This window comes from Arthrobacter sp. P1_D12 (assembly GCF_056406175.1).
This window is the reverse complement of record NZ_JBFUAR010000016.1, coordinates 34231-57784: the sequence shown is the minus strand read 5'-3', so window position 1 is coordinate 57784 and position 23554 is coordinate 34231. Positions and strand designations below refer to the sequence as shown.

Here is a 23554-nt window from a genome sequence, read left to right as displayed (position 1 = left end):
CGCTGTGCCCCTGCTGGCCCCGGTCAGACCCTGCTTTCCCAGGCGTCCGGTCGGGCGTGACCTGGCAGGTAGCCCGGCGCCGCAATACCGCCGGGGTAGGGCTCGAGCCGGTAGTCGAAATGGCCGGCGTAGACCAGCACCAGCCCGAGCTGGGGCTGGATCACCTTGACCTGGATCCGGTGCCTGCCGCCGTCCTGCGGCTCCCACCACTGCTCGGCGTAGGCCTTGGCGTCGAGGGCCGCCGGCAGCGGAATCCGGAGCGGTCCCACGAACAGCCGCGACACCTCCGACACGCCGCGCAGCCGGCCCTCCGGTGTGACGCTGAGATTGAGGTCGGTGACGAGCCGCCGGTACCGGCCCACGTAATCCACGAGCCCGGGCCCACGCCCGCCGTTATCACTCCCGCCGTCATCAAAGCTGGTCGTGTCCTGGAACAGCCGGGTGGTGCCCGGGAAGAAGATTTCCCGGCGGGCCGTCAGGCTGGACCTGCCGAACGGGTCCAGGTGGGCGTGGTTCTCGATCCGGAAGCGGACGCCCTCGCCGTACTCGGGGAAGAAGGCCTGCTCGCCGGTGGTGAGCCGCAGCAGGGGACGCAGCCAGGCCTGCCGGCAGCCGACGACGTCGAACACCCCCTCGCCGACGCCGTAGTGGCCGGAACCCGGTGCCAAAGCAAAGTATTCTTGAAGCTCCGGCTGCAGTCGGGCAAAGTCGCTGCCCAGGGCTCGCTGGTAGATCGGGGTGTTCACGGGTTCCTCCTGCGGTCCGGGCCGGTTCACTGGGCCTGTCCACAGCATGCAGGACAACGCGGCAATTGTCACAGCGTCCCATGCATCGGCGCGGTTCCGGCGGGGTTCCGGCGGCGGTGGCGGGCCCGGTTGCACTATGCCGGTGGGCCGCCCGATACGACAAAGCCAATTCAATGGGGGAATATATAACTATGAAGGCACGCATTCTGGTAGTGGATGATGACGAGGCTCTGGCCGAGATGATCGGTATTGTGCTGCGCAATGATGGCTTCGAACCCGTCTTCTGCGCGGACGGCGCACAGGCGCTGGACGTGTTCCGCTCCTCCAAGCCGGACCTCGTCCTGCTCGACCTCATGCTTCCGGGGATGGACGGCATTGAGGTCTGCCGCCAGGTCCGTGCCGAGTCCGACGTCCCGATCGTGATGCTCACGGCCAAGGCGGATACCTCGGATGTGGTCCGCGGCCTCGAGTCCGGTGCCGATGACTATGTGCCCAAGCCGTTCAAACCCGCCGAGCTCGTCGCCCGGGTCCGGGCCAGGCTCCGCCCGGGTGACCAGAAGGCACCGGAAACCTTGCGGATCGCCGATGTCACGATCGACGTGGCCGGCCACCTGGTCAGCCGCGGCAACGACCGGATCTCCCTGACGCCGCTGGAATTCGACCTCCTCGTCGCCCTGGCCCGCAAGCCGTGGCAGGTGTTCACGCGCGAACTGCTCCTGGAGCAGGTCTGGGGCTACCGGCACGCCGCCGACACCCGCCTGGTCAATGTCCATGTCCAGCGGTTGAGGTCCAAGATCGAACGTGACCCGGAAGCCCCCGAAGTTGTATTGACGGTCCGTGGTGTCGGCTATAAAGCAGGTTCCTGAGCCTGCGGACCGCAGTGTCCGGCAGTCCATAGCAACGGATACGGCGCCGCCGGCCGAGTCATCCGCGGCGTCATCGCCAGAGACGTCCATGCCTCGTGCGCCCGAAACGCCCCGCGGCGGGCCGGGCCATTGGCGGCGTCTGGCCTTCCGGACCCGCTTGTGGGCCAAACGCGCGAGGATCGTTGGCGTCCGGGTCGCCCGGCTGGTCCGCACCGGGATGCAGCGCCTGTGGCCCGGCATCCTGTATCTGCTCCGGGCGGTACAGCGGAAGTGGCGGCGTTCGCTGCAGTTCCGGACGGTCCTGACCACGCTGATGCTGGCCATGGGCTCGTTCGCGGTGGTGGGCGCCTACCTGTCCAACCAGATCGCAAACAACCTGTTCCAGGAACGGCTCGCCCAGGCTGAATCGGAGACGCGCTACAACGTCAAGCAGGTCCAGGACACGTTCGACGGCGCCCAGGTCACCGACCAGTCCAGCGTCATCACCCTGGTCTATGACACCCTGAACGCGGTCGAAGGCCGCGGATCCGTGATCCAGCGGCGCTACGTCTTCGAGGCCATGCCGGAGCAGACCAAGCCCCGCAACCGTTGGGTTGAATCCCGGGCCTCGGACCAACTCACCATCGGCGTCATCCCCCCGGACCTGCGCAAGGCTGTGCAGGACTCGGGCAAGGACCAGTACTGGGCGTCCACCCAGTTCCCGGTAGGGACCGAAGACCGGCCCGGCATCGCCGTCGGCAACAAGGTGACCTTCAACGGCACCGTCTACGAGCTCTACCTCATCTACGACCTCAACACGGCGCAGAAGACCCTCGACGAGATCCAGAATGTCCTGCTGGCCGGCGGCGCGCTGCTGGTGCTCATGATCGGCGGCGTCGCCTGGTATGTGACCCGCAACGTGGTCAGCCCGGTCAGCCATGCCGCCGTCGTCTCCGAGAAGCTCGCGGCCGGCCAGCTGCAGGAGCGCATGGTGGTCAAAGGCGAGGACGAGGTTGCCCGCCTGGGCGCCTCGTTCAACCACATGGCCGCAAGCCTCCAGGAGCAAATCACCCAGCTGGCCACGCTGTCCCAGATGCAGCAGCGGTTCGTCTCCGATGTCTCCCACGAACTCCGCACCCCGCTCACCACGGTGCGCATGGCCGCCGAAGTCCTTTATGACGCCCGCGAGGACTTCGACCCCATCAACAAGCGCTCCGCGGAGCTGCTCTACAACCAGGTGGAACGCTTCCAGTCGCTCCTGGCAGACCTGCTGGAAATCTCCCGCTTTGACGCCGGCGCCGCCACCCTGGACGCCGAGCCTACCGACATCGTCCAGCTTGTCGCGCATGTCATCGAGGGGGTGGCGCCCGTCGCGGCCGAATACGGGTCCGCCGTCACCCTCAACGCCCCGGCCGGCAGCGTCATTGTCGACATGGACGACCGCAGGATCGACCGGATCCTGCGCAACCTGATCCTGAACGCCCTCGAACACGGCGAGGGCCGGCCGGTCAACGTTTCCGTGGCCGCCAGCGGCACCGCCGTGGCCGTGGCCGTACGGGATCACGGAATCGGCATGACCCCGGCTGAGGCGGCGCGCGTCTTCGACCGCTTCTGGCGCGCCGATCCTGCCCGGGCCCGCACCACGGGCGGCAGCGGGCTGGGACTGTCCATTGCCGCCGAGGACACCAAGCTCCACGACGGCTGGCTGCAGGCCTGGGGGAGCAAGGGACAAGGGTCGAACTTCCGCCTGACCCTTCCCCTGCGCCGGGACGAGCCGATCACCAGGTCCCCGCTCCAGCTCGAACCGGTCAATGTCGGGCTCCCCGAGGCAGGCCGCCAGCGCACCGTGGTGTTGCTGGACCCGCTCCGGACCGCGGGCCGCGGGACCGGTGTTGAGGGTTCCGCGGACGGATTCGCAGAAGGCCTCGATGACGACTTTTCTGACGACGGCGGCAGCGGTGCCGCCGGCGGGGCTATCCCGGACGGCGGCTCGGCCGGCCCCCGGGGGACCGGGACGGAGGGCAGGGCATGAGTGGGGTTTCGGGCAGGTTTACCCGCGTGGGGGCTGCGCTGCTGGCGCTCATCCTGCTTCTGTTGACCTCGTGCGCCCAGATTCCGCGCTCGGGGCCGGTGGGCAAGAGCACGGACGAGAGTGCGGGAAACCCGAACGCCCCGGTCTTCTTTCCGGCCGCGCCGCGTCCCGGCGCCGGACCCGAAGCGGTGATCGAAGACTTCTACCTCGCCGGCAGCGGCTACGAGGACGACTACGCCGTGGCCCGGCAGTACCTCACCCAGGGTTCGTCGGTGACGTGGAAGCCGGACCAGCGGGCGCTCGTGTTCCGCAAGGCCACGGTGGTGGCCACCGGCGTCGAAAATGTCTTCAACTACCAGCTCGACCTCGCCTATTCGGTGGACGCCGACGGCGTGGCCACGCAGCTTCCCGACGGCACCACCGAAAACATACCCGTCACCGTGACCCAGGTGGACGGCGAGTGGCGAATCTCCGATCTTCCGGACGGCACGGCCATTCCGGAAGAGACCTTCAAGGTCATTTACGGCGCGTACCCGATCTACTTCTACGACCCCACGTTCACCTACGCGGTGCCCGACGTCCGGTGGTTCATCCGCAAGAAGACCGTCAAAGCCATGACGAGCGCGCTCCTGGGCGGACCAGCCCCCTATCTCAAGGGCGCCGTCGTCAGCGCGTTCCCTTCAGGCATCAAGCTGGCCCGCGAATCAGTGCCCGTGGTATCCGGCGCCGCTCAGGTGGATCTCACCGCCAAGGACCTGGTCGAGGCCTCCAATGAGGACCGGCTGCGGATGCAGACGCAGCTTGCCCTGACGTTCCGCAGCCAGCCGGATGTGATCAACGTTGAGCTCCGGGCCAACCAGGACCTGGTGCGCGTCGAGGACAACGGCACGGTGCTGCCTCCGGTCCAGGACGAAAGCGTCCCCGCTTACCAGATCGCCGTCAGCAACAATGACCTGGTCCGGTACGAAAACAACAGGATTTCACCGCTCCCGGACGTCCGGTCTGTCGCAGCCCTCTCGCCCCGGGCGCCCGCGGAGTCCACCGAGTCGCAGGCGGCCGCGTTCCTCAACGCCGCCCGCACCACGCTGTACTCGATCGTTCCGGGCCAGCCCGCCAGGGCACTGACAACGCGGGCAACGCTGTCCCGGCCTTCGTTCGGCCGCTATGACTGGGTCTGGACCGCCGGGCCGGGTGCCGGCGGCGCCACCGAGGTGGTGGCTTACGGGCCGGTCGGTGTGGCGGCGAACGCCAGCGTACCCACCGTGACCCTGTCGCCGGGATGGCTCTCGGGCCGGACGGTGAAGGAGTTCCGGATTTCCCGGGACGGCACACGGGCCCTCGTCATTTCGCAGCAGAACGGCAAGAGCAAGGTCCAGATCACCGGGATCATCCGGAACGCGGACGGCACCCCGAGGGACCTGACCGTGCCCCTGACCCTCCTGACCCCCCGGGATCCGGACCAAGGGGTCTGGGTGGATGACACCACCGTCGCGGTCATGAAGGCCTCCGCCAGCGATGCCGTCACCCCCGAGCTGTTGTCGCTGACCACTGCGCAGCCGCAGCAGCTGGCGCCGTGGCCCGGGCTGACGGCCCTCAGCGCAGGCAACGGACCGGCCGAGATTTACGGCCAGTCCGCGGAAGGGATCTTCCAGCGGCTGGGCAACGGCTGGTCACCGCAGCTCAAGGGCCCCATCGACCCCTCGTTCCCCGGCTGACTGACGACCCCTCGTTCCCCGGCTGACTGACGCCCCCTCGGACGACGGCTGACTGACGCCCCCTCGGACGACGGCTGACTGACGCCCCCTCGGACGACGGCTGACTGACGCCCCTCGGGTGACGACGGCGGTGCCGCCGTCACCCGGATCCGGTGAAGGTTCCGCGAAAGGTTCCGGCCAGGGTGTTGTCCACATAGCGGGCCGCCGGGCTGCTACCTGGGGCGCACCCGGTCCAGGATCGGAGGATGGGCAGCCACACCACCCGGGTCCCGGCAGCGGACCCTGACCTTGCCCCGGCCACGGCCAGGGCGGCGCGCCACCGCGGGAGCTACGCGCGGCCGCTGGCGAGGCTGGGCGACCGGACAGCCGAAGCGGCGGCTGAGGTACTCGCCCTGGCCATTCCAGTGGACTGCGTCTGCTGCGGGGCGGAGGACTCGGCACTCTGCGGCGCGTGCTCCCGTAAGCTGCGCCTGCTGACGCTCAGGCCGTTCCGGGCAGAGGCCCAGGCTCCGGCCCTGATGGACATGGACGGCTCCGTGCTGCTGCCCGTGGTGGCGGCCGGGGCATACCGGGCCGAGCTGGCGCAGTGCCTGCTGTCCTTCAAAAGCCACGGGCAGGCCCGGCTGGGCGCCGAGCTGGCCCGGGGCCTGGCGCGCGCCCTCCACGCCGCGTCCGGGCCCGGCCAAGGACTCGTCCTCGTCCCCGTGCCCACGAGCGCCGCCGCATACCGCAGGCGGGGCTTCAGCCCCGTCCATGTCCTGCTCCGTCGGCTCGGCCGCGGCGATGAAATCCCAGGGTTCACCGTCGCGGACGCGCTGCGGAAATCCGTGCCGCGCGCGCGGAACACGAAACCCCCGGCTTTGCCCCTGTGGGGCCGGTTGCGGGATGGCCCCACAGGGGCCGGCTCCCTGTCCGGCGGACAGAAGGGACTGGGCCGGGGTGAGCGCGCCCGGCGCGTTCGCGGATCCATCCGGGCCAGGTCCGGTCCGTGGCCTGCGCGGGTCGAAGGACGTGCCTGCATCATCGTCGATGACGTGCTGACCACCGGCGCCACCCTGGCGGAGGCGGCCCGTGCGCTCCGGGCCACGGGGGCCATTGTCAGCGGCGCCGTTGTGCTGGCCGCGACACGCCCGCCGGCCGCCACCGATGTCCGCGCCGCCATCCCCGCGGCGGCGCGGACGATCGGTGGGGGCTAAAAAAATAAACCGTAAAAGGATGAATAACAGGTGTCTATGAACTAACGTCGAAGATGGGTACCAAGAACAGATGTACCTGTCGATAGCGGCTCGGAAAGGGGCTCGACTGTCAGTCAGATCGGCCCCCGGGAAGTACCGCCGTCGTGTCACCGAAGTCATTTGGAGGGCACCATGGAGTTCATGATCAGCGGACGCAACTTGACGGTCTCAGACCGGTTCCGCGAATATGCCGACGACAAGATCTCAAAGATCGCGTCGTTGGGAGACAAGGTCCAGAGGGTAGACGCGAAGGTCACCAAAGAGACCAAAGCCCGCCAGACCGCCGAATCGCTCACGGTTGAGTTGACAGTCCTGGGACGCGGCCCAGTAATCCGCGCTGAAGCGAGTGCCGCCGACAAGTTCGCCGCGTTCGATCTCGCTTACAACAAGCTTCTTGAACGCCTGCGCAGGGCCAGGGACCGCAGAAAGGTCCACCACGGCCGGCATACCCCGAAGTCCGTCACCGAGGCGACGGCAGCCCTGGAGCCGGCCAGCCCCAGCGAACCCCTCTATGTGGAGGCGGCGCAGCAGCAGGGGACCCAGGCGACGGCGGCAGAGAAGTCGCCGTATGAGGTCGAGAACGATATTCCGGCCGGCGACTCGCCTGTACTGATCCGCCGGAAGGTGTTCGCCGCGTCCCAGCTCACCCTCGATGACGCCGTCGACAACATGGAACTTGTGGGTCACGACTTCTATCTTTTCGTGGACAAGGAGACCAAGGCGCCGTCGGTCGTCTACCGCCGTGACGGCTGGACCTACGGAGTCATCTCCCTCGACCAGACGTGCGAGCCCGGACATTCGAGTCTGGAAGACAAAATCCTGGCCTACCGTTCAGAGGATGAGCCCGCCAGCGCATAAGCTGGTGCAGACTTTTCCGACGAAGGGACTAACGTGCAAGCATCGCTGAGCCTGGCACAGGCACGGCGGATCGCGTTGGCAGCCCAGGGACTGGAGAAGGAACGGCCCACCGGACCCGTGAGTGCACGGGCGGTGGGCCGTACCTTTGCCCGGCTGCACCTGGTTCAGATCGACTCCGTCAATGTGGTGTCCCGCAGCCACTTCCTGCCCTTCTTCTCGCGGCTCGGCAACTACGACCGCACCATCCTGGCGCGCATGGCGGGGACCCACCCCCGCCGGATGATGGAGTACTGGGCCCACGAAGCCTGCTTCATCCGCCCGGACCACTTCCACGATCTCGTGCAGTGGCAGAGCCGCAAATGGGTGGGCGCGCACGCGATGGACCCCGAACTGCGCAACGGGGTGGCGGCCAAGATCCTGGAAACCCTGGCCGTCGGGAAGCCGCTGACCGCCGCCGAACTGACAGCCCGGCTCGGCCACGTGGAAGACCAGCAGCGGGACAACTGGGGCTGGAACTGGAACGCCGTCAAAAGGGTGCTGGAACATCTCTTCGAAGAGGGCCTTGTCTCCGCATCCTCGCGGACCGACTCCTTCGAACGGCGCTACACCCTCACCGCCCGGGTGCTCCCCGGACCGGGCAAGGAAGCGGCGGCACCCGAACCGGATGCGGCCGCGGCCATGGACCGGCTGATCGACGCCGCGGCCCAGGCCCACGGTATCGGGTCGGTGCGATGCTTCGCCGACTACTTCCGGACACCGCAGAAGGACGCCGCCGTCGCCGTCCGGAACCTCGTGGACAGCGGCCGGCTGCAGCCAGTCACAGTATCCGGCTGGGACCGGCCCCTGTACCGCCACGCGGAGGCGAAACTGCCGCGCTCGGCCACCGGCCGGGCGCTCCTGAGCCCCTTCGACTCCCTCGTGTTCGAACGCCGGCGGCTCGAGGAGCTCTTCGGGTTCCACTACCGGATCGAGATCTACACGCCCGAGCCGAAGCGGAAGTACGGCTACTACGTCCTGCCGTTCCTGCTCCGCGACGCGATCGTCGCACGGGTCGACCTCAAAGCGGACCGGGCCGGCGGGCGGCTCCTGGCCAGGGCCGCTCACGCCGAACCCGGCGCGCCGGAGGACACCGCCGTCGAACTCGCCGCGGAACTGCAGCTCATGGCAGAGTGGCTGGGACTGGACGACGTAGTTGTCTCGCCAATGGGGAACCTTGCGCCGGCGCTCGCCGAAGCCGTGGCTGCCCGGTAAACCGCACTATCCGCTGTGAGGGAACAGGCGCCACCGGCCTTGCGTCTCTCCCGTAGACTAAACACGCCAGAATTCGGCAGCTTGAGACTGGGAGCAACTTCACGTGGCATCACTTATCGAAAAACTTCTCCGCACGGGTGACAAAAAAACCCTGCGGCAACTGCGGAACTATGCCGATTCCATCAATGCCCTGGAGAGCTCCTTCCAGACCTTCACGGACGCCGAGCTCCGTGAAGAAACTGACCGGCTGCGCGAACGCCACCAGGCCGGCGAGAAGCTCGACGATCTGTTGCCCGAAGCGTTCGCGGCCGTGCGCGAGGCCTCGTCCCGTACCCTCGGCATGCGCCACTTCGATGTCCAGCTCATGGGCGGCGCCGCCCTGCACCTGGGCAACATCGCGGAAATGAAGACCGGTGAAGGCAAAACCCTGGTGGCCACCGCTCCGGCCTACCTCAACGCCCTCACCGGCAAGGGCGTCCACGTCGTCACCGTGAACGACTACCTCGCCGAATACCAGTCAGACCTCATGGGCCGCGTCTACCGCTTCCTCGGCCTCACCAGCGGCTGCATCCTCTCCAACCAGGACCCTGCGCTGCGCCGCGAACAGTACGCCGCGGACATCACTTACGGAACGAACAACGAATTCGGCTTCGACTACCTGCGCGACAACATGGCGTGGGACAGCTCGGAACTCGTCCAGCGCGGCCACCATTTCGCCATCGTCGACGAAGTGGACTCGATCCTCATCGACGAGGCCCGCACCCCGCTCATCATCTCCGGTCCGGCCCAGGGGGACACCAACCGCTGGTACAGCGAATTCGCCAAGGTCGTCACACGCCTGCAGGCCGAGACCGACTACGAGGTCGATGAGAAGAAGCGCACCGTCGGTGTCCTCGAGGCCGGCATTGAAAAGGTCGAGGACTACCTCGGCATCCACAACCTCTACGAGTCCGCCAACACGCCCCTGATCGGCTTCCTGAACAACGCCATCAAGGCCAAGGAGCTGTTCAAGCGCGACAAGGACTACGTCATCCTCGACGGCGAGGTGCTGATCGTCGATGAGCACACCGGCCGCATTCTCGCCGGCCGCCGCTACAACGAAGGCATGCACCAGGCCATCGAAGCCAAGGAAGGCGTCGAGATCAAGGCCGAGAACCAGACGCTCGCCACCGTGACGCTGCAGAACTACTTCCGCATGTACGACAAGCTCGCGGGCATGACCGGCACGGCCGAGACCGAGGCCGCCGAGTTCATGAGCACCTACAAGCTCGGCGTCGTTGCCATCCCGACCAACCGCGACATGACACGGATCGACCAGGCCGACCTCGTCTACAAGAACGAGACCGTCAAATTCGACGCAGTCGTCAAGGACATCGCCGAACGCCACGAAAACGGCCAGCCTGTCCTCGTCGGCACCACCAGCGTCGAGAAGAGCGAATACCTCTCCCGGCTGCTGGCCAAGGAAGGCGTCCGGCACGAGGTCCTGAACGCCAAGAACCACGCCCGTGAAGCGTCCATCGTGGCCCAGGCCGGCCGCAAGGCCGCCGTCACGGTCGCCACCAACATGGCCGGCCGCGGTACCGACATCATGCTCGGCGGCAACGCGGAATTCACCGCCGTCGCCGAAATGACCAAGCGCGGCCTGGACCCGGAGGAGAACTCCGAGGAATACGAGGCCGCGTGGCCCGAGGTATTCGAATCCGCCAAGCAGTCCGTCAAGGACGAACACGAGGAAGTCCTCAACCTGGGCGGGCTCTACGTGCTCGGCACCGAACGGCACGAGTCCCGCCGCATCGACAACCAGCTCCGCGGCCGTTCCGGACGCCAGGGCGACCCCGGCGAGTCCCGGTTCTACCTCTCCCTGACCGATGACCTGATGCGCCTGTTCAACTCCGGCGCGGCCGAGCGGCTCATGAACAGCTCGGTGCCCGACGACGTCGCACTCGAATCCAAGCTCGTCTCGCGCGCCATCGCCTCGGCCCAGGGCCAGGTGGAAGGCCGCAACGCCGAACAGCGCAAGAACGTGCTGAAGTACGACGACGTCCTGAACCGCCAGCGCGAAGCGATCTACGGCGACCGGCGCCGCATCCTCGAAGGCGATGACCTCCACGAGAAGGTCCAGTACTTCCTGGAAGACACCATCAACGCCTTCATCGACGAAGCCACCGCCGAGGGCACCGGCGATGACTGGGACTTCAACCTCCTGTGGTCCAACCTCAAGACCCTGTACCCCGTGAGCTTCACCCCGCGCGACGTCATTGACGAGGCCGGCGGCAAGTCCCGGATCACGACCGAGTTCCTCCGGGAAGAGATCCTTTCCGATGCCCGTCTGGTCTACCAGGCCAGGGAGCAGGCGATTGGCTCCGAGAGCATGCGCGAACTCGAGCGCCGGGTGGTCCTTTCCGTCATCGGGCGCAAGTGGCAGGAACACCTCTACGAGATGGACTACCTCAAGGAGGGCATCGGACTGCGCGCCATGGCCCAGCGTGACCCCCTGGTGGAGTACCAGCGCGAGGGCTTCATCATGTTCCAGGCCATGATGGAGGCCATCCGCGAGGAGAGCGTCGGCTTCCTGTTCAACCTCGACGTCGAAGTGACGCCGGCCGAAGACGTTGTGGTGGCGGACGCCGAGGGCCAGCACACCGAACACCACGAGCCGCAGATCCATGCTGCCGGGCTCGAAGCCCCGGAGAAACCCGCGCAGCTGCAGTACACCGCCCCTGGCGAGGACGGTGCCGCCCAGACCCGGATCGAGGCGAAGGTCTCCGGACGTTCGGGAAACCCGGCCAAGGCCGCGGCACAGGACATCGGCCGCCGCGCTGCGAAGAAGAAGCGGCGCTAGGCACGAGGCCAACACGGGGGGACCGGAGCATTTGCTCCGGTCCCCCCGTGTTTGCGCCTCCCTTCCCTTACATGCCGGGCATTCCCTTGCAGACCGGGGCTGGTTCCGCAGGTCCCTGCCCGTTGCTGCCTTCGGCCGGCTACTGGCTTCTGCCGGTTCTCTGCCTGTCTGTCGCTGGCCCTCTGTTCGTTTTCTGCGGACTCTTTGCCTGTTTTCCGCGGACTCTTGTGCCTGCGGCGATGCCGTTCAGCCGATCTCCAGCACGGTGACGCGCCAGGACGCCGTGCCGCGCTCCAGCCGCAGCGCGACCGCGCGAACCCGTGATTCCTCGACCACCACCGCGCTGGCCTCGTAGACGTCATCCGACACGCGGCAGGCCCGGACGGACCTGACGGACGGGTTGCGGTGCAGCCTGCCCGCCGTTGGCGAGCTGCCGGAGGCAACCCGGCGGGTCAATGCGGCTCGGTGCTGCAGGGCCGCCAGGCAGCGCGGGTCCAGGCGCCGGGAGAGCTGCTGTGCGGGCCGCGTCCCGGCCAGCACTTCGATCGCCGCCTGCACGGTGCTCCGGGAAATCGCACAAATCTCGCGGGCCTCGTCAACTACGCGCAACGGCGGCGGGGCCGCAGTGGCGTGGTTGGCCGGTGGTGTTGCCGTGCCGGACACAACCCGGAGGGCGGGGGCGTGCGGGACGGGGGTCGCCGCGGCTGAGCGGATCCCGGTGACTGCGTTCATGACGGTTCCTTTGCTGATGGCTGGTGCGGGTGGCTGGCGGCTGATGCGGGTGGCTGGTGGCTGATGCGGGTGGCTGGAACCGGGCGAATCTTCCGACCGGCTTGTCCTGTGGCCTTCGGTGGGCCGGGGCCGGGGCCGGAGGTGCGGCCCGGCCTGTGGTGCGGCCCCCTAGCGCGGCGGCGGGAGGACCAGGACCTGTCCGGGCCGCAGGAAGTGCGGGTCGGCTCCGATAGCGTCGCGGTTGCCCGCATAGAGCCGGGGCCACTCTCTGGCGATGTCGGCGTCGGAAGCCAACGGCCCCAGCGCCGCCGCGGCGATGCTCCACAGCGAATCGCCGGACCGGACCGTGACCTCCCTGCGGGCGCCGGGGAAGTCCTGTGTGCGTACGTGGCGTGCAGCCAGCGGCCCGGCATCCACGATCGGGCTCAGCGGCTTCCACCGCGGATCCAGCGCGGAACCGGCTCCCGGCCCTTGTGGCTCCGGTGCCAGGGCCTCCCCGGGTGACGGAGTCCAGGATGCCGATACCGCTGCCGGACCGGGTCTTTCCGGTCCGGGCCCGCCAGGCGCAGTGGCCGCGCTGGCCAGCGGTGCCGTCAGCAGCTGCAGTCCGATGGCGGCGAGCACCAGCCGCCGCATGAACGCCGGGCTGAACCGGCCCGTGGCGGCCGCCGCGCGGGTCCGGCCGAGGCGGTCCAGCAGTGCCGCCGCGACGGCGAAAGCGAGCGACATCACCCACCACGTCATGACAATCAGCCCGGCCGTATTTGCCACGATCCCGAGCTGGTCCTCGAAGGACAGCGACTGCCGGCGTGCCGAGCCGGACTGCCAGCGCTGAATCAGGAAACTTCCCGTAGCTGCGAGGAAGATCCCGAGCAGCAGGATGGCGGCGGCCATGGCGGCGTCGGCCCGGACTGTTTGTCCGGGCAGGGGGACGGGCAGTGGCCGGTCCCCGGGTTGCGGCATCGCTGTCCGGTCCATGGGCTGTTCCTCCAGTCGAAATTGATACCATTTGATGGTTTTTAATGTCAGTTGATAATTTCTAAGGCCTTTTAATGAAGTCTGATCCTGTTGTGCTCCGTTTGTCTAGACGCAGCCCGAGCCTGTGGATAGGAGGCCTCGGATTGACCAGTGCGGGAGGGCCGCCTACGCTGGCGCCATGCGGTGGGACGCCTTGTTTGCGGACATGGAGGCACAGCTGGCCGCGCGCCAGCGGCTGGAATTAGAGGCTGAAATAGCCGAGCGTGCACTCGTGGACTCTGCGGGAGTGCAGCTCGCGGACCGGCTCCGCGGGTCCCTCGGGCTCAGTATCCGCGTGCATTTGTCCTCGGGGCGGGCGTTCGAGGGAGTGCTGACCCACGCGGGCAGCGAGGCCCTGGTCCTTGATGAGCCCCAACACCAGGTACTCATTCCCTACGCCGCGGCCGCGCACTATGGGGGTCTTTCGCGGGTGGCGGTCTCCGAACCGTCAATCGTCCGCCGGCGGCTCGGTTTGGGCAGCGCCCTCCGCGGACTCGCCAGGAACCGTGCACGGGTGACGATCTTTGCTGGTCACGGGAGGGCAGATGCGGGGCTCCACGGCATCATCGACATGGTCGGCAGGGACTTCCTGGACTTGGCCGTGATACGGGACGGCGGGGAACGGCCTCCGGCGAACGCCCGGCAGGTGCTTGCCATCCCCTTCAGCGCCCTCGCGGGCATCAGGTCCGTAGGTGTCGCGGGCGGCTAGTCAGCCCGCCCGGTTCAGCTTCCGGCGGACTTCGCCTTGGCCTCTTCGATCATGCGACTGGCCTCGGCATAGCGCTCCTGGATGTACTGCTCGAGCATCTTCTCCTCGACGCGCCACTGGCCGCGTCCGCCCACCTGGATTGCCTTCAGCTCGCCGCTGCGAACGAGCGCGTAGGCGGCCGGAGAGTTGATCTGGAGCTGCTCGGCAACGTCAGCGAGAGTCAGGAATCGGGGCATGAATCCATTTTGCCACCCTTGAGGCCTACTGGTGCCGTTATCCACAGTTTGCGCCTGTTTGGCCCCGGATCTTCCACCCGGGCGGCCCGGGCGCAACAATAGGGGTGCCCGGCATCCGGGAATGGACGGCGACGACAGGGGGAGCGGACGCATGAGTGGAAGCGCGGCAGCCGAAGGGACCCGTTTGAAAAGGCCGTCCTGGAAAGACCCCCGGCTCCTCGTCGGAATCCTGCTGGTCCTGGCATCCGTCGTTGGCGTGATCTCGCTGGTCGGGGCCGCGGACCAGACCACGGAAGCGTACGCAGCGCAGGAGCCGATCGCCGTCGGCGAGACGCTGACAACCGACAAGCTGCACCGGGTCAAGGTGCGGCTCGGCGAGGTGGAACAGCACTACCTGACCCCGGAGACCGGGCTGGATGCCGGACTTGTGGCCGTGCAGCGGATCGGCAAGGACCAGCTGCTGCCGCGTGAGAGTGTCGGGCAGCTCGACGGGCTGGACCGCAAGCCCGTTGCCGTCACCGTCGAGGAGACCCTTCCCGCCCAGGCCGTGGCGGGCTCGCGCGTGGATGTCTGGGTGGCGTTGCCGGATACCCGCAACGGCTTCAGCGAGCCCTCCCGGCTCCTCTCCGGCGCCGAAATTGCCCAGATCACCCCGGGCAGCACAGCCCTGGGCTCCTCACGTTCCACGGTGGTCATGGTGCTCGTTCCCGACGCCCAGATGCCCAAGTTGCTGGGGGCCCAGGCCAACAAAGCAAAGATCGCGGTCGTGTGGAACCCGGGCGGTACCTCGCGATGAGCATTCCTGTGGTGACTGTGGGGGACTCCCGCGATGACCTGGTCGGCGGACTGGAGCGGCTGCACGGGCCCGTGTCCGTTGTCCGGCGGTGCAGCGAGCTGGCGGAACTGCTGGCCGCCTGCCAGAGCGGGTTGGCCCGCGCCGCCGTCGTAGCGGCCGGCAGCGAAGAGCTGACGGCCTCGCTTGTGGACCGGCTGTCCGCCGTCGGCGTCGTCGTCATCGCCTTGACCGACAATCCGGAGGAAACTGTCCGCCTGCGGACCATTGGCGTGGCAGCGGAAGCCCGGGCCGTTGACGCCGCGGCCCTGGCGGCGCGGATTTCCGCAGCGGTGGCGCAGCCCAGTGGCACCGGAGCGGGGCCGGGGCCGGCCGCGGGGGACGGCACCGCGTCCGTCGCCGCCGCAGGGCAGGTGCCGCGGTCTTCCGGGGCGCACACCGTCACCGCAAGCCCAGGCGCGAAGGGCCGGATCATTGCGGTCTGGGGTCCGGCCGGGGCTCCGGGCCGGACCCTGGTGGCCGCCAACATCTCGGGTGAGCTGGCCGCGGAAGGCCAATCCGTGCTGCTGGTCGACGCCGACAGCTACGGTGCCAGCGTGGCCGCCCTCCTGGGTCTGCTTGACGAGGCCGCCGGGCTGGCCCAGGCCTGCCGGCTGGCTGACCAGGGCCTGCTTGACGCCGATGCCCTGCTCAGGATCGCCACGACCGTGCCGACCAAGGCCGGCGCGCTGCGGGTGCTCACCGGGATTACGCGGGCGGACCGCTGGACGGAACTGCGCGCCGCGGCCCTCACGCTGGTGCTGGAGCGGGCCCGGGAGATTGCGGATGTCACTGTGGTGGACACCGGCTTCTGCCTCGAAGCCGATGACGAGCTCGGCTTTGACAGTGGCGCGCCGCGCCGAAACGCCGCGACCCTGCGAAGCCTGGAGCTGGCCGACACGGTCTTTGCCGTCGGGGCGGCGGACTCCATCGGGGTGCCGAGGCTCGTCCGCGGCCTCGCCGAGCTTCGGGCGGCCGTCCCGCAGGCGGCGCCGCAAGTGGTCCTGAACAAGGTCAGGACCTCCGCCGCTGGGCGCTCGCCCGAACGCCAGCTGCGGGCCGCCTGGGAGCGGTACGGCCCCTCGGCGCCGTTGTCGGCGTTCCTGCCCTCCGACCCAGCGGCGAGCGACGCCGCCCTCCTGTCCGGGGCACTTTTGCTCGAATCCGCCCCTGAATCAGAGTTGAGGCACGCGATCGCCAATTTGGTTTGTGCACCTGCCCAGCGAAATAAGAAATCCTTTGTCTTTTATTCCACAGCACGACGCCGGGCAAAGGGTTAGGGTCAACGTAAGGGCCGCAAAGAGGCGGCTGTGAACTTCTTTTATGGAGGCGTTTCGATGTCGTCTGGGTCCAGCGTGGAGGATCAGCCCGTCTCGATCGGTAGCAGCGAAAGCTACCTCGGGGATTACTACGAGCACCTCGCGGAGGAGGATTTCCGGGCCTATCCCCAGGAAGTCCTGACGGCAAGGACCGAAACCCACCGCCAGATCGCGGCGACGCGGAAGCCGGGCATCGCAAACATAGCCCTTCGTGACGAGGCAGACTGCAGCGTCCTGTACATCGTCACCGACGATATGCCCTTCCTCGTGGACTCCGTCAACGCCGAACTGGTCCGCCAGAACGCGCCCATCCACCTCGTGCTGCACCCGCTTTTCGTAGTGACCCGCAACCGGGAGACCGGCAACCTCGTCAAGGTGGCCCGCGTCCCCTCCCACCTGGGCATCTCCAGCGGTGACACGGCGGCCATGCCGAACCTCTCCCACCTGATCGCCGAGGGCGACAACGCCTCGCACATGGAATCCTGGATCGCCGTCGAGATCGACCTCGTCGACGAGGAGAAGCGCGCGGAGCTGGTCAAGGGAATCTCCCGCGTGCTTGGCGACGTCCGCGCCGCCGTCGAAGACTGGCCGAAGATGCGCACGAAAGCACTTGAAATTTCCGCGGATCTGGACCGGGTGGCCAACCGGGCGCAGATTGCCGAGCTGCGCCAGGCCCAGGACCTGCTCCGCTGGCTCGATGACGGGAACTTCACCTTCCTCGGCTACCGCGAATACGACCTCGTAAACGAATCCGGCGAGGATGTCCTTGAACTGCGCGAGGAAAGCGGCCTCGGCCTGCTCCGCGCCGGTGCGGACACCCGCCAGGTCCAGCACCTCACCGAGGCCGGCCGGAAGAAGGCCCGCGAGAAGCGCGCACTCGTGATCACGAAGGCGAACTCCCGCTCCACCGTGCACCGCCCGGCGTACCTGGACTACATCGGCGTTAAAAGCTTCGACGCCGCCGGCAACGTCAACGGCGAACGCCGCTTCATCGGCCTGTTCGCCACGACCGCCTACGCCGGTTCCGTCCGCGATATCCCTGTAGTCCGGGAGAAAGTCGCCGCTGTTCTCAGCGACGCCGGCTTCCCGCCGGACTCGCACTCGGGCAAGGACCTGCTGGGCATCCTTGAAACCTATCCGCGCGATGAGCTCTTCCAGATCGAAATCCCGGACCTCGCCGCCATCGCCACCGGCATCCAGCGGCTGCAGGAACGCCGCCGGACGAGGCTCTTCCTCCGCCCCGACATCTACGGCCGCTTCATGTCCGCCGTCGTCTACCTGCCCCGCGACCGCTACACCACCAACGTCCGTCTCCGCATTGAGCAGGAACTGCGGGAGACCTTCAACGCCGTCTCCATCGACTACGAGGCGCGCATGACAGAGTCCGCTCTGGCCCGCCTCTTCTTCCGGATCCGGCTGCCCAAGGACGCCGACGTCAGCAACGTCAACAGCGACGAACTGGAGAAGCGCCTGGTCCGGGCCGCCCGTTCCTGGGGCGAAGGCATTTCCGAAGTTCTGCGCGCCCGCGGCGACGGCGGCACCAAGGAGGACGGCGCCAAGGAACTGGCAGCGGTCTGGGCCGAGGCGTTCCCGGCCGGATACCGGGTGGACTACGAGATCGAAGACGCGCTGCAGGACATCGACCGCTTCGAAAAGTACGGTGCCGCGGCCGAACGGGCCGGCGAAGCCGTCAAGGAGCACCCCGGCGTCCACGTGTACCTCCCCGACGGCGCCGGAGCCACACTGGAAGAGGACGCCCGGGTCAAGCTGTACATGCTGGAGCCGAAGAGCCTGAGCCAGATCCTGCCGTACTTCCACAACCTCGGCCTCGAGGTTCTGGACGAACGCCCGTTCGAGATCGAGACCGCGGATCACCGGGACTTCTTCCTCTACGACCTCGGCCTCAAGTACCCCGCCGGTGTGGATCCCCAGGCCACCGGCCAGCTGCTGGGCGAGTTCTTCGGCGCCGCCGTGACCGGTGCCGTGGAATCCGACAGCTTCGACCGGCTGGTACTGCGGGAGGGCATGCACTGGCGCCAGGTTGTCGTACTGCGCGCTTACGCCAAGTACATGCGGCAAATGGGCAACACCAACTCCTTCGGATTCCTGGCTGACACCCTGCTGGCGAACCCGGACGTCACCCGGGGACTCAGCGCCCTGTTCACAGCGCGGTTCGACCCGGCGCTCAGCGACTCCGACCGCGTGCTCAGGGAGGTCGAGGTCCTCGCCGGACTGGATGCAGCGATCGAGCAGGTCGCGACCCTCGACGCCGACCGCCTGCTGCGCACGTTCAAGAACCTGATCCAGGCCACGCTCCGCACGAACTACTTCCAGAACAAGCCCCACCTGAGCTTCAAACTGGATCCGTCCCTGATCGAGGGCCTGCCCTTCCCGCGGCCGATGTTCGAGATCTGGGTCTACTCGCCCCGGGTCGAGGGGGTGCACCTGCGCTTTGGCAAGGTGGCCCGCGGCGGCCTGCGCTGGTCGGACCGGCGCGAGGACTTCCGCACTGAAATCCTGGGCCTGGTGAAGGCGCAGACCGTCAAGAACGCCGTCATTGTTCCGACGGGCGCCAAGGGCGGCTTCTACGCCAAGCAGCTCCCGGACCCCGCGGCAGACCGCAGCGCCTGGATGGCCGAAGGTGTTGAGAGCTACAAAACGTTCATTCGCGGACTCCTGGACATCACGGACAACCTGATCGTGACGCCCGAGGGCGAAACCGTCCGGCCCCCGGCCGACGTCGTGCGCCATGATGACGACGATTCCTACCTTGTGGTCGCGGCCGACAAGGGTACGGCGTCCTTCTCCGACATCGCCAACGGACTGGCCGGCGAATACGGCTTCTGGCTCGGCGACGCCTTCGCCTCCGGCGGCTCCGTCGGCTACGACCACAAGGCCATGGGCATCACCGCCCGCGGCGCGTGGGAGTCGGTCAAGCGCCACTTCAGCGAACTGGACCTCGACACCCAGGCCGAGCCCTTCACCGTGGTGGGCGTCGGCGACATGTCCGGCGACGTGTTCGGCAACGGCATGCTGCTTTCCAAGCACATCCGCCTGCTGGCTGCCTTCGACCACCGGCACATCTTCCTCGACCCCACCCCTAACGAGGCAACGTCCTACGCGGAACGCCAGCGGCTCTTCGAACTGCCCCGGTCCTCCTGGGATGACTACGACAAGTCGCTCATCAGCGAAGGCGGCGGCGTCTTTGCCCGGCAGGCCAAGTCGATCCCCGTGTCCGCGCAGGTCCGGACCGCCCTCGGCCTCCCGGAGGGCACCACGGAACTGAGCCCGCCGGAGCTCCTGCGCGCCATCCTCCTCGCCCCGGCCGACCTGCTCTACAACGGCGGCATCGGCACCTACGTCAAGGCCAGCACCGAAACGAATGCCGAGGTCGGCGACAAGGCCAATGACGCCATCCGCGTTGACGGCCGCGAACTGCGGGTCAAGGTGGTTGGGGAAGGCGGAAACCTGGGGATGACCCAGCGCGGACGCATCGAGGCCGCACTGCAGGGCGTCATCCTCAACACGGATGCGATCGACAACTCGGCCGGCGTCGACTGCTCGGACCACGAGGTCAACATCAAGATCTTCGTGGACCGGATGGTGGCGGCAGGCAAGCTTGAGCCCGCCGAGCGTGCGGACTTCCTGGCCTCTATGACCGACGAGGTCGGCCGGCTGGTGCTCGAGGACAACATCGACCAGAACATCCTGCTCCTCAACGACCGGATGCGGGTCTCCGAATGGAGCCCGAGCTACGAACGGCTCATGGACTGGCTGGAAAAGTCGGCGGACCTCAAGCGGGACCTCGAGGCCCTGCCCACCACGGACACGCTGCGCGAGCGCCTGCAACAGGGCCAGGGGCTGACCTCCCCGGAACTGTCGGTCCTGGCCGCCTACGCCAAGATCGAACTTGCCACCGCTTTGCGCGACAGCGACCTCGCCGATGACCCGTGGTTCCGCACGACGCTGCGGGCCTACTTCCCGGAGCAGCTGCGGGAGAGGTTCGACGCCGAACTGGACACCCACCCGCTGCGCCGGGAGATCATCGCGACCGTGGTTGCCAACGACATGATCAACCTCGGCGGCATCACCTTCGCGTTCCGTGCCATCGAGGAGACCTCGGCCACGGAGGCCGCCGTCGCCAAGGCGTTCGTGGCCCTCCGCGAGGTCTACGAGCTCGACATCATGGTCAAGGAACTCAACGAACTGCCGGCGTCGTTCCCGACCGAACACTGGAGCACCGTCCACCTGGACATCCGGCGGCTGCTGGACCGCGCCGTCCGGTGGCTCCTCGGCCAAGGCTCGGCGTCCCGTCCGATCGCCGAGATCGTGGCCGAATTCAAGCCGCTGATGGACCCCATGCGGTCCCGGCTGCTCGACTACCTCCGGGGCGACGACCGCGCCCGCGTGGCCGAATGGCTGGAGAAGGCGCGCAGCTGGGACCTTCCGGAAGACCTGGCACACCGCTGGGCGGAACTGTTCGAGAGCTTCGTGCTCCTGGACATCGCCAAGATCGTCCACGGCAGCAAGGAATCCGTGGCCGATATTGCCCACGTGTACTACACGGTCTTCAACCGCTTCCATGCAGATTCCCTGCTCGAACGCATCACCAAGCTGCCGAGGGAGGACCGCTGGCAGGCTCTGGCCCGCGCAGCCCTGCGCGATGATCTCTACTCCACCGTCTCGGACATGACGACGGCCGTGCTGGAGTGCACCCCGGCCGGGACTCCCGCCGAGGAGCGTCTTGCGGTCTGGGAGGGCCAGAACGCGGAGCAGCTGGGCCGGGCGAAGTCAATGTTTGACGAGGTCAATGCGCTCGAAGCCGATGACATGGCCTCACTGTCGGTAGCATTGAGGCTCTTGAGGTCAATCGTCCGACGCTAAGGGGCTGCCGTCCCTGGCGTCGCAAATGGAGGTGCTGTGGCAATCTTTACGGACCCAATCAGGGAACATGCTGATTTTGGCCCGGGGGATGCCGAATGGCTGCATCTCCTGGTCGGCGACTGGCAGATGGTCGCCGACCTCGCGTTCGCCGACCTGGCCCTGTGGTTTCCACACCCGGAGTTCGGCTACGTGGCACTGGCCCACGTCCGCCCCTCCACCACGCACACGGTGTTCCACGCCGACTTCGTGGGGGAGGGGATCCGGTCGGACCTGCAGCCGCTGGTCGACAAGGCGTGGGAGAGCCGAGCGATTGAACGCTCCAACGAGACCAACTGGAGCAGCGACATGGCCCTGCGGGTCGAGGCGGTCCCGATGGTCCGCAACGGCCGTACCCTGGCGATCGTGACCTCCCATATGGACCTGTCGAGTTCGCGGATGCCCTCCCGGCTCGAGCTCACCTACCGGCAATGCGCCTACGATTTGCTGCGCATGGGAACCCTGGGCCTGTGGCCGGACTTCGCGTCGCCCACAGGCTCGCGCCGCGGAGCGCCCCGTGTGGGTGACGGTTTGATCAGGCTCGACGCCGAGGGGATCGTGCAGTATGCCAGCCCCAACGGGGTCTCCGCGTTCCGCCGCCTCGGCGACGGCGAGTCCCTCGAGGGCCGGTCCCTCGCCGAGGTCACTGCCGGGCTTCTGCGGGACCGGCGCATGGTCGATGAAACCCTGCCGCTCGTTGTCACGGGCCGGATGCCGTGGCGCAGTGAAATCGAGTCACGCGGCGTGAGTCTTTCGTTGCGCGCCATCCCGCTGCGCGACGAGCAGCAGCGGTTCGGCGCCCTGGTCCTGTGCCGCGACGTCTCGGAGCTGCGCCGCCGGGAGATGGAGCTGGTCACCAAGGACGCCACGATCCGCGAAATCCACCACCGGGTGAAGAACAACCTGCAGACTGTCGCCGCCCTCTTGCGGATGCAGTCGCGGCGCATGGTCAGCGACGAGGCCAAACAGGGGCTCGAGCAGGCCATGCGGCGGGTGGCGACCATTGCCCTCGTGCATGAGACGCTCTCGCAGGGCCTGACCCAGAGCGTTGATTTTGACGAGCTCATCGGCCGCCAGTTCCGGCTCTCTGCCGAGGTCGCCTCGCCCTCGCAGCAGGTCAAGACCCAGCGTTCCGGCCTCTTCGGCGAACTGCCGAGTGACTTCGCCACGCCCTTGGCCCTGGTCATCAACGAGCTGGTCACGAACGCCGTCGAACACGGGCTGGAGGGGCGCACCGGTACGGTCTGGCTCGTCGCCGACCGGTCGGAGAGCGAGGACGGGGATGAACTTCTCACCGTGACGGTGGAGGACGACGGCGTCGGACTGCCGGACACGCCGTATGTCGAGGGTCTGGGCCTGCAGATTGTCCGCACGCTGGTCATGAGTGAACTCGGTGGCACCATCCATTGGCAGGGAAGGGACGGCGGGGGAACCGCGGTCCAGATTGTCCTGAGCCTGACGCCGCGCTGACAGCCTGACGCCGCACTGATGCCGGGCGCACCGCAGGCTCCGGGCGCACCGGCATAAACGGGCAATGGCCGCGGACCTGTGGGTCCGCGGCCATTGCTGCAGGGTCGTGCGATCGTTGCCGGCACCGTAGCTATCGGTGCTTGGGCAGCAGAATCAGGAGGCGCGCCTTGCCCGTGCTGCGCGGCGCTTGAGGGCGCGGCGCTCGTCCTCGCTCATGCCGCCCCACACTCCGGCATCCTGGCCGGACTCCAATGCCCATTGCAGGCAGGTGTCCACGACCGGGCAGCGCCGGCAAACACTTTTCGCTTCCTCGATCTGCAGGAGGGCAGGGCCGGTGTTTCCTACGGGGAAGAACAGCTCCGGGTCCTTGTCAAGGCAGGCTGCGCGGTTACGCCAATCCATGCTGATCAGTCACTCCATTCCTGGGAACTCGTTAAATGCCTTTGTGAAATTATTCACTAGAGGCTTCATAAGAAAAGGGCCCATTGGGGCCCCCTCGGTCATCTGGATTAAGCGTGTCATGTTAACGCTGTGTAAACAAGGGGTAATAGAGGCCAAGATGCCTCGAGACCGTGAGCGATGCATCACATTCAATGGCGGCGTCCTCACATCTAGTCGACTATGTCCGGTAGTGTGCCAGTGTGTCAAGGCCCCCTGTGAACCCTGAAGATCCCCGTGAAAATGCCGGCGGAAACCCCGGTGAGAATCCCCGCGAAAACCCCGGTGAGAGTCTCCCTGAAAATGCCGGCGGGCCTCCTGAAGCAAATTCGCTGCCGAATCCGGGCGAAGCCCCTG

17 protein-coding genes are annotated in these 23554 nt (G+C 67.3%); 12 read left to right on the top strand and 5 right to left on the bottom strand.

Annotation, left to right across the window (positions count from 1 at the left end; all coding sequences use genetic code 11):
* Positions 1-23 precede the first annotated feature (23 nt).
* Positions 24-746, bottom strand: a complete 723-nt coding sequence (locus tag AC1DZV_RS13640; protein WP_476951092.1) for a DUF4166 domain-containing protein — start codon at positions 744-746, stop codon at positions 24-26.
* Between the two features lie 191 nt (positions 747-937).
* Between AC1DZV_RS13640 and mtrA the strand changes: the two genes are divergently transcribed.
* From mtrA to secA, 7 genes are all read left to right on the top strand, one after another.
* On the top strand, positions 938-1612 hold the full coding sequence (gene mtrA, locus AC1DZV_RS13635) for an MtrAB system response regulator MtrA (RefSeq protein ID WP_026538469.1): 675 nt from the start codon (positions 938-940) through the stop codon (positions 1610-1612).
* Positions 1613-1700: 88 nt separating this feature from the next.
* Positions 1701-3623: an MtrAB system histidine kinase MtrB gene (mtrB, locus tag AC1DZV_RS13630; RefSeq protein WP_476951091.1), complete on the top strand. Its 1923-nt coding sequence runs from the start codon at positions 1701-1703 to the stop codon at positions 3621-3623.
* On the top strand, positions 3620-5338 hold the full coding sequence (locus AC1DZV_RS13625; protein WP_476953905.1) for an LpqB family beta-propeller domain-containing protein: 1719 nt from the start codon (positions 3620-3622) through the stop codon (positions 5336-5338). Before mtrB ends, AC1DZV_RS13625 begins: the two co-directional genes overlap by 4 nt.
* Before the next feature lie 245 nt (positions 5339-5583).
* Positions 5584-6534, top strand: coding sequence for a ComF family protein (locus AC1DZV_RS13620; protein WP_476953904.1), 951 nt, complete (start codon positions 5584-5586; stop codon positions 6532-6534).
* Between the two features lie 171 nt (positions 6535-6705).
* On the top strand, positions 6706-7431 hold the full coding sequence (hpf, locus tag AC1DZV_RS13615; protein ID WP_476951088.1) for a ribosome hibernation-promoting factor, HPF/YfiA family: 726 nt from the start codon (positions 6706-6708) through the stop codon (positions 7429-7431).
* Between the two features lie 33 nt (positions 7432-7464).
* On the top strand, positions 7465-8682 hold the full coding sequence (locus tag AC1DZV_RS13610; protein ID WP_476953903.1) for a winged helix-turn-helix domain-containing protein: 1218 nt from the start codon (positions 7465-7467) through the stop codon (positions 8680-8682).
* A 103-nt stretch (positions 8683-8785) separates the two neighbouring features.
* A complete protein-coding gene (gene secA / locus AC1DZV_RS13605) occupies positions 8786-11524 on the top strand; it encodes a preprotein translocase subunit SecA (protein ID WP_476951086.1) in 2739 nt (912 codons plus the stop codon).
* Between the two features lie 246 nt (positions 11525-11770).
* Here secA and AC1DZV_RS13600 read toward each other — a convergent pair whose 3' ends face one another.
* Positions 11771-12256, bottom strand: coding sequence for an Rv3235 family protein (locus AC1DZV_RS13600; RefSeq protein WP_476951085.1), 486 nt, complete (start codon positions 12254-12256; stop codon positions 11771-11773).
* A 168-nt stretch (positions 12257-12424) separates the two neighbouring features.
* Complete coding sequence (locus AC1DZV_RS13595; RefSeq protein WP_476953902.1) at positions 12425-13234, bottom strand: LysM peptidoglycan-binding domain-containing protein; 810 nt, start codon at positions 13232-13234, stop codon at positions 12425-12427.
* A 178-nt stretch (positions 13235-13412) separates the two neighbouring features.
* Here AC1DZV_RS13595 and AC1DZV_RS13590 point away from each other — a divergent pair, with 178 nt between their 5' ends.
* Positions 13413-13982 (top strand): hypothetical protein, encoded by a 570-nt coding sequence (locus tag AC1DZV_RS13590; protein ID WP_476951083.1) that lies wholly within the window; start codon positions 13413-13415, stop codon positions 13980-13982.
* A 14-nt stretch (positions 13983-13996) separates the two neighbouring features.
* Here the strand turns inward: AC1DZV_RS13590 and AC1DZV_RS13585 are convergent, their stop codons facing one another.
* Entirely contained in the window at positions 13997-14218 is a 222-nt protein-coding gene (locus AC1DZV_RS13585; protein ID WP_018775212.1) for a helix-turn-helix domain-containing protein, read from the bottom strand.
* Positions 14219-14369: 151 nt separating this feature from the next.
* Between AC1DZV_RS13585 and AC1DZV_RS13580 the strand changes: the two genes are divergently transcribed.
* From AC1DZV_RS13580 to AC1DZV_RS13565, 4 genes are read left to right on the top strand one after another with little or no spacing between them, the layout of a single operon-like run.
* Positions 14370-15014 (top strand): CpaB family protein, encoded by a 645-nt coding sequence (locus tag AC1DZV_RS13580; protein ID WP_476953901.1) that lies wholly within the window; start codon positions 14370-14372, stop codon positions 15012-15014.
* Complete coding sequence (locus AC1DZV_RS13575; protein ID WP_476953900.1) at positions 15011-16330, top strand: CpaE/TadZ family protein; 1320 nt, start codon at positions 15011-15013, stop codon at positions 16328-16330. Before AC1DZV_RS13580 ends, AC1DZV_RS13575 begins: the two co-directional genes overlap by 4 nt.
* 57 nt (positions 16331-16387) lie before the next feature.
* Complete coding sequence (locus AC1DZV_RS13570; RefSeq protein WP_476951080.1) at positions 16388-21253, top strand: NAD-glutamate dehydrogenase; 4866 nt, start codon at positions 16388-16390, stop codon at positions 21251-21253.
* Positions 21254-21289: 36 nt separating this feature from the next.
* Positions 21290-22759 (top strand): sensor histidine kinase, encoded by a 1470-nt coding sequence (locus AC1DZV_RS13565; RefSeq protein ID WP_079552959.1) that lies wholly within the window; start codon positions 21290-21292, stop codon positions 22757-22759.
* Between the two features lie 153 nt (positions 22760-22912).
* Here AC1DZV_RS13565 and AC1DZV_RS13560 read toward each other — a convergent pair whose 3' ends face one another.
* On the bottom strand, positions 22913-23161 hold the full coding sequence (locus AC1DZV_RS13560; RefSeq protein WP_003804966.1) for a WhiB family transcriptional regulator: 249 nt from the start codon (positions 23159-23161) through the stop codon (positions 22913-22915).
* Positions 23162-23554 lie beyond the last annotated feature (393 nt).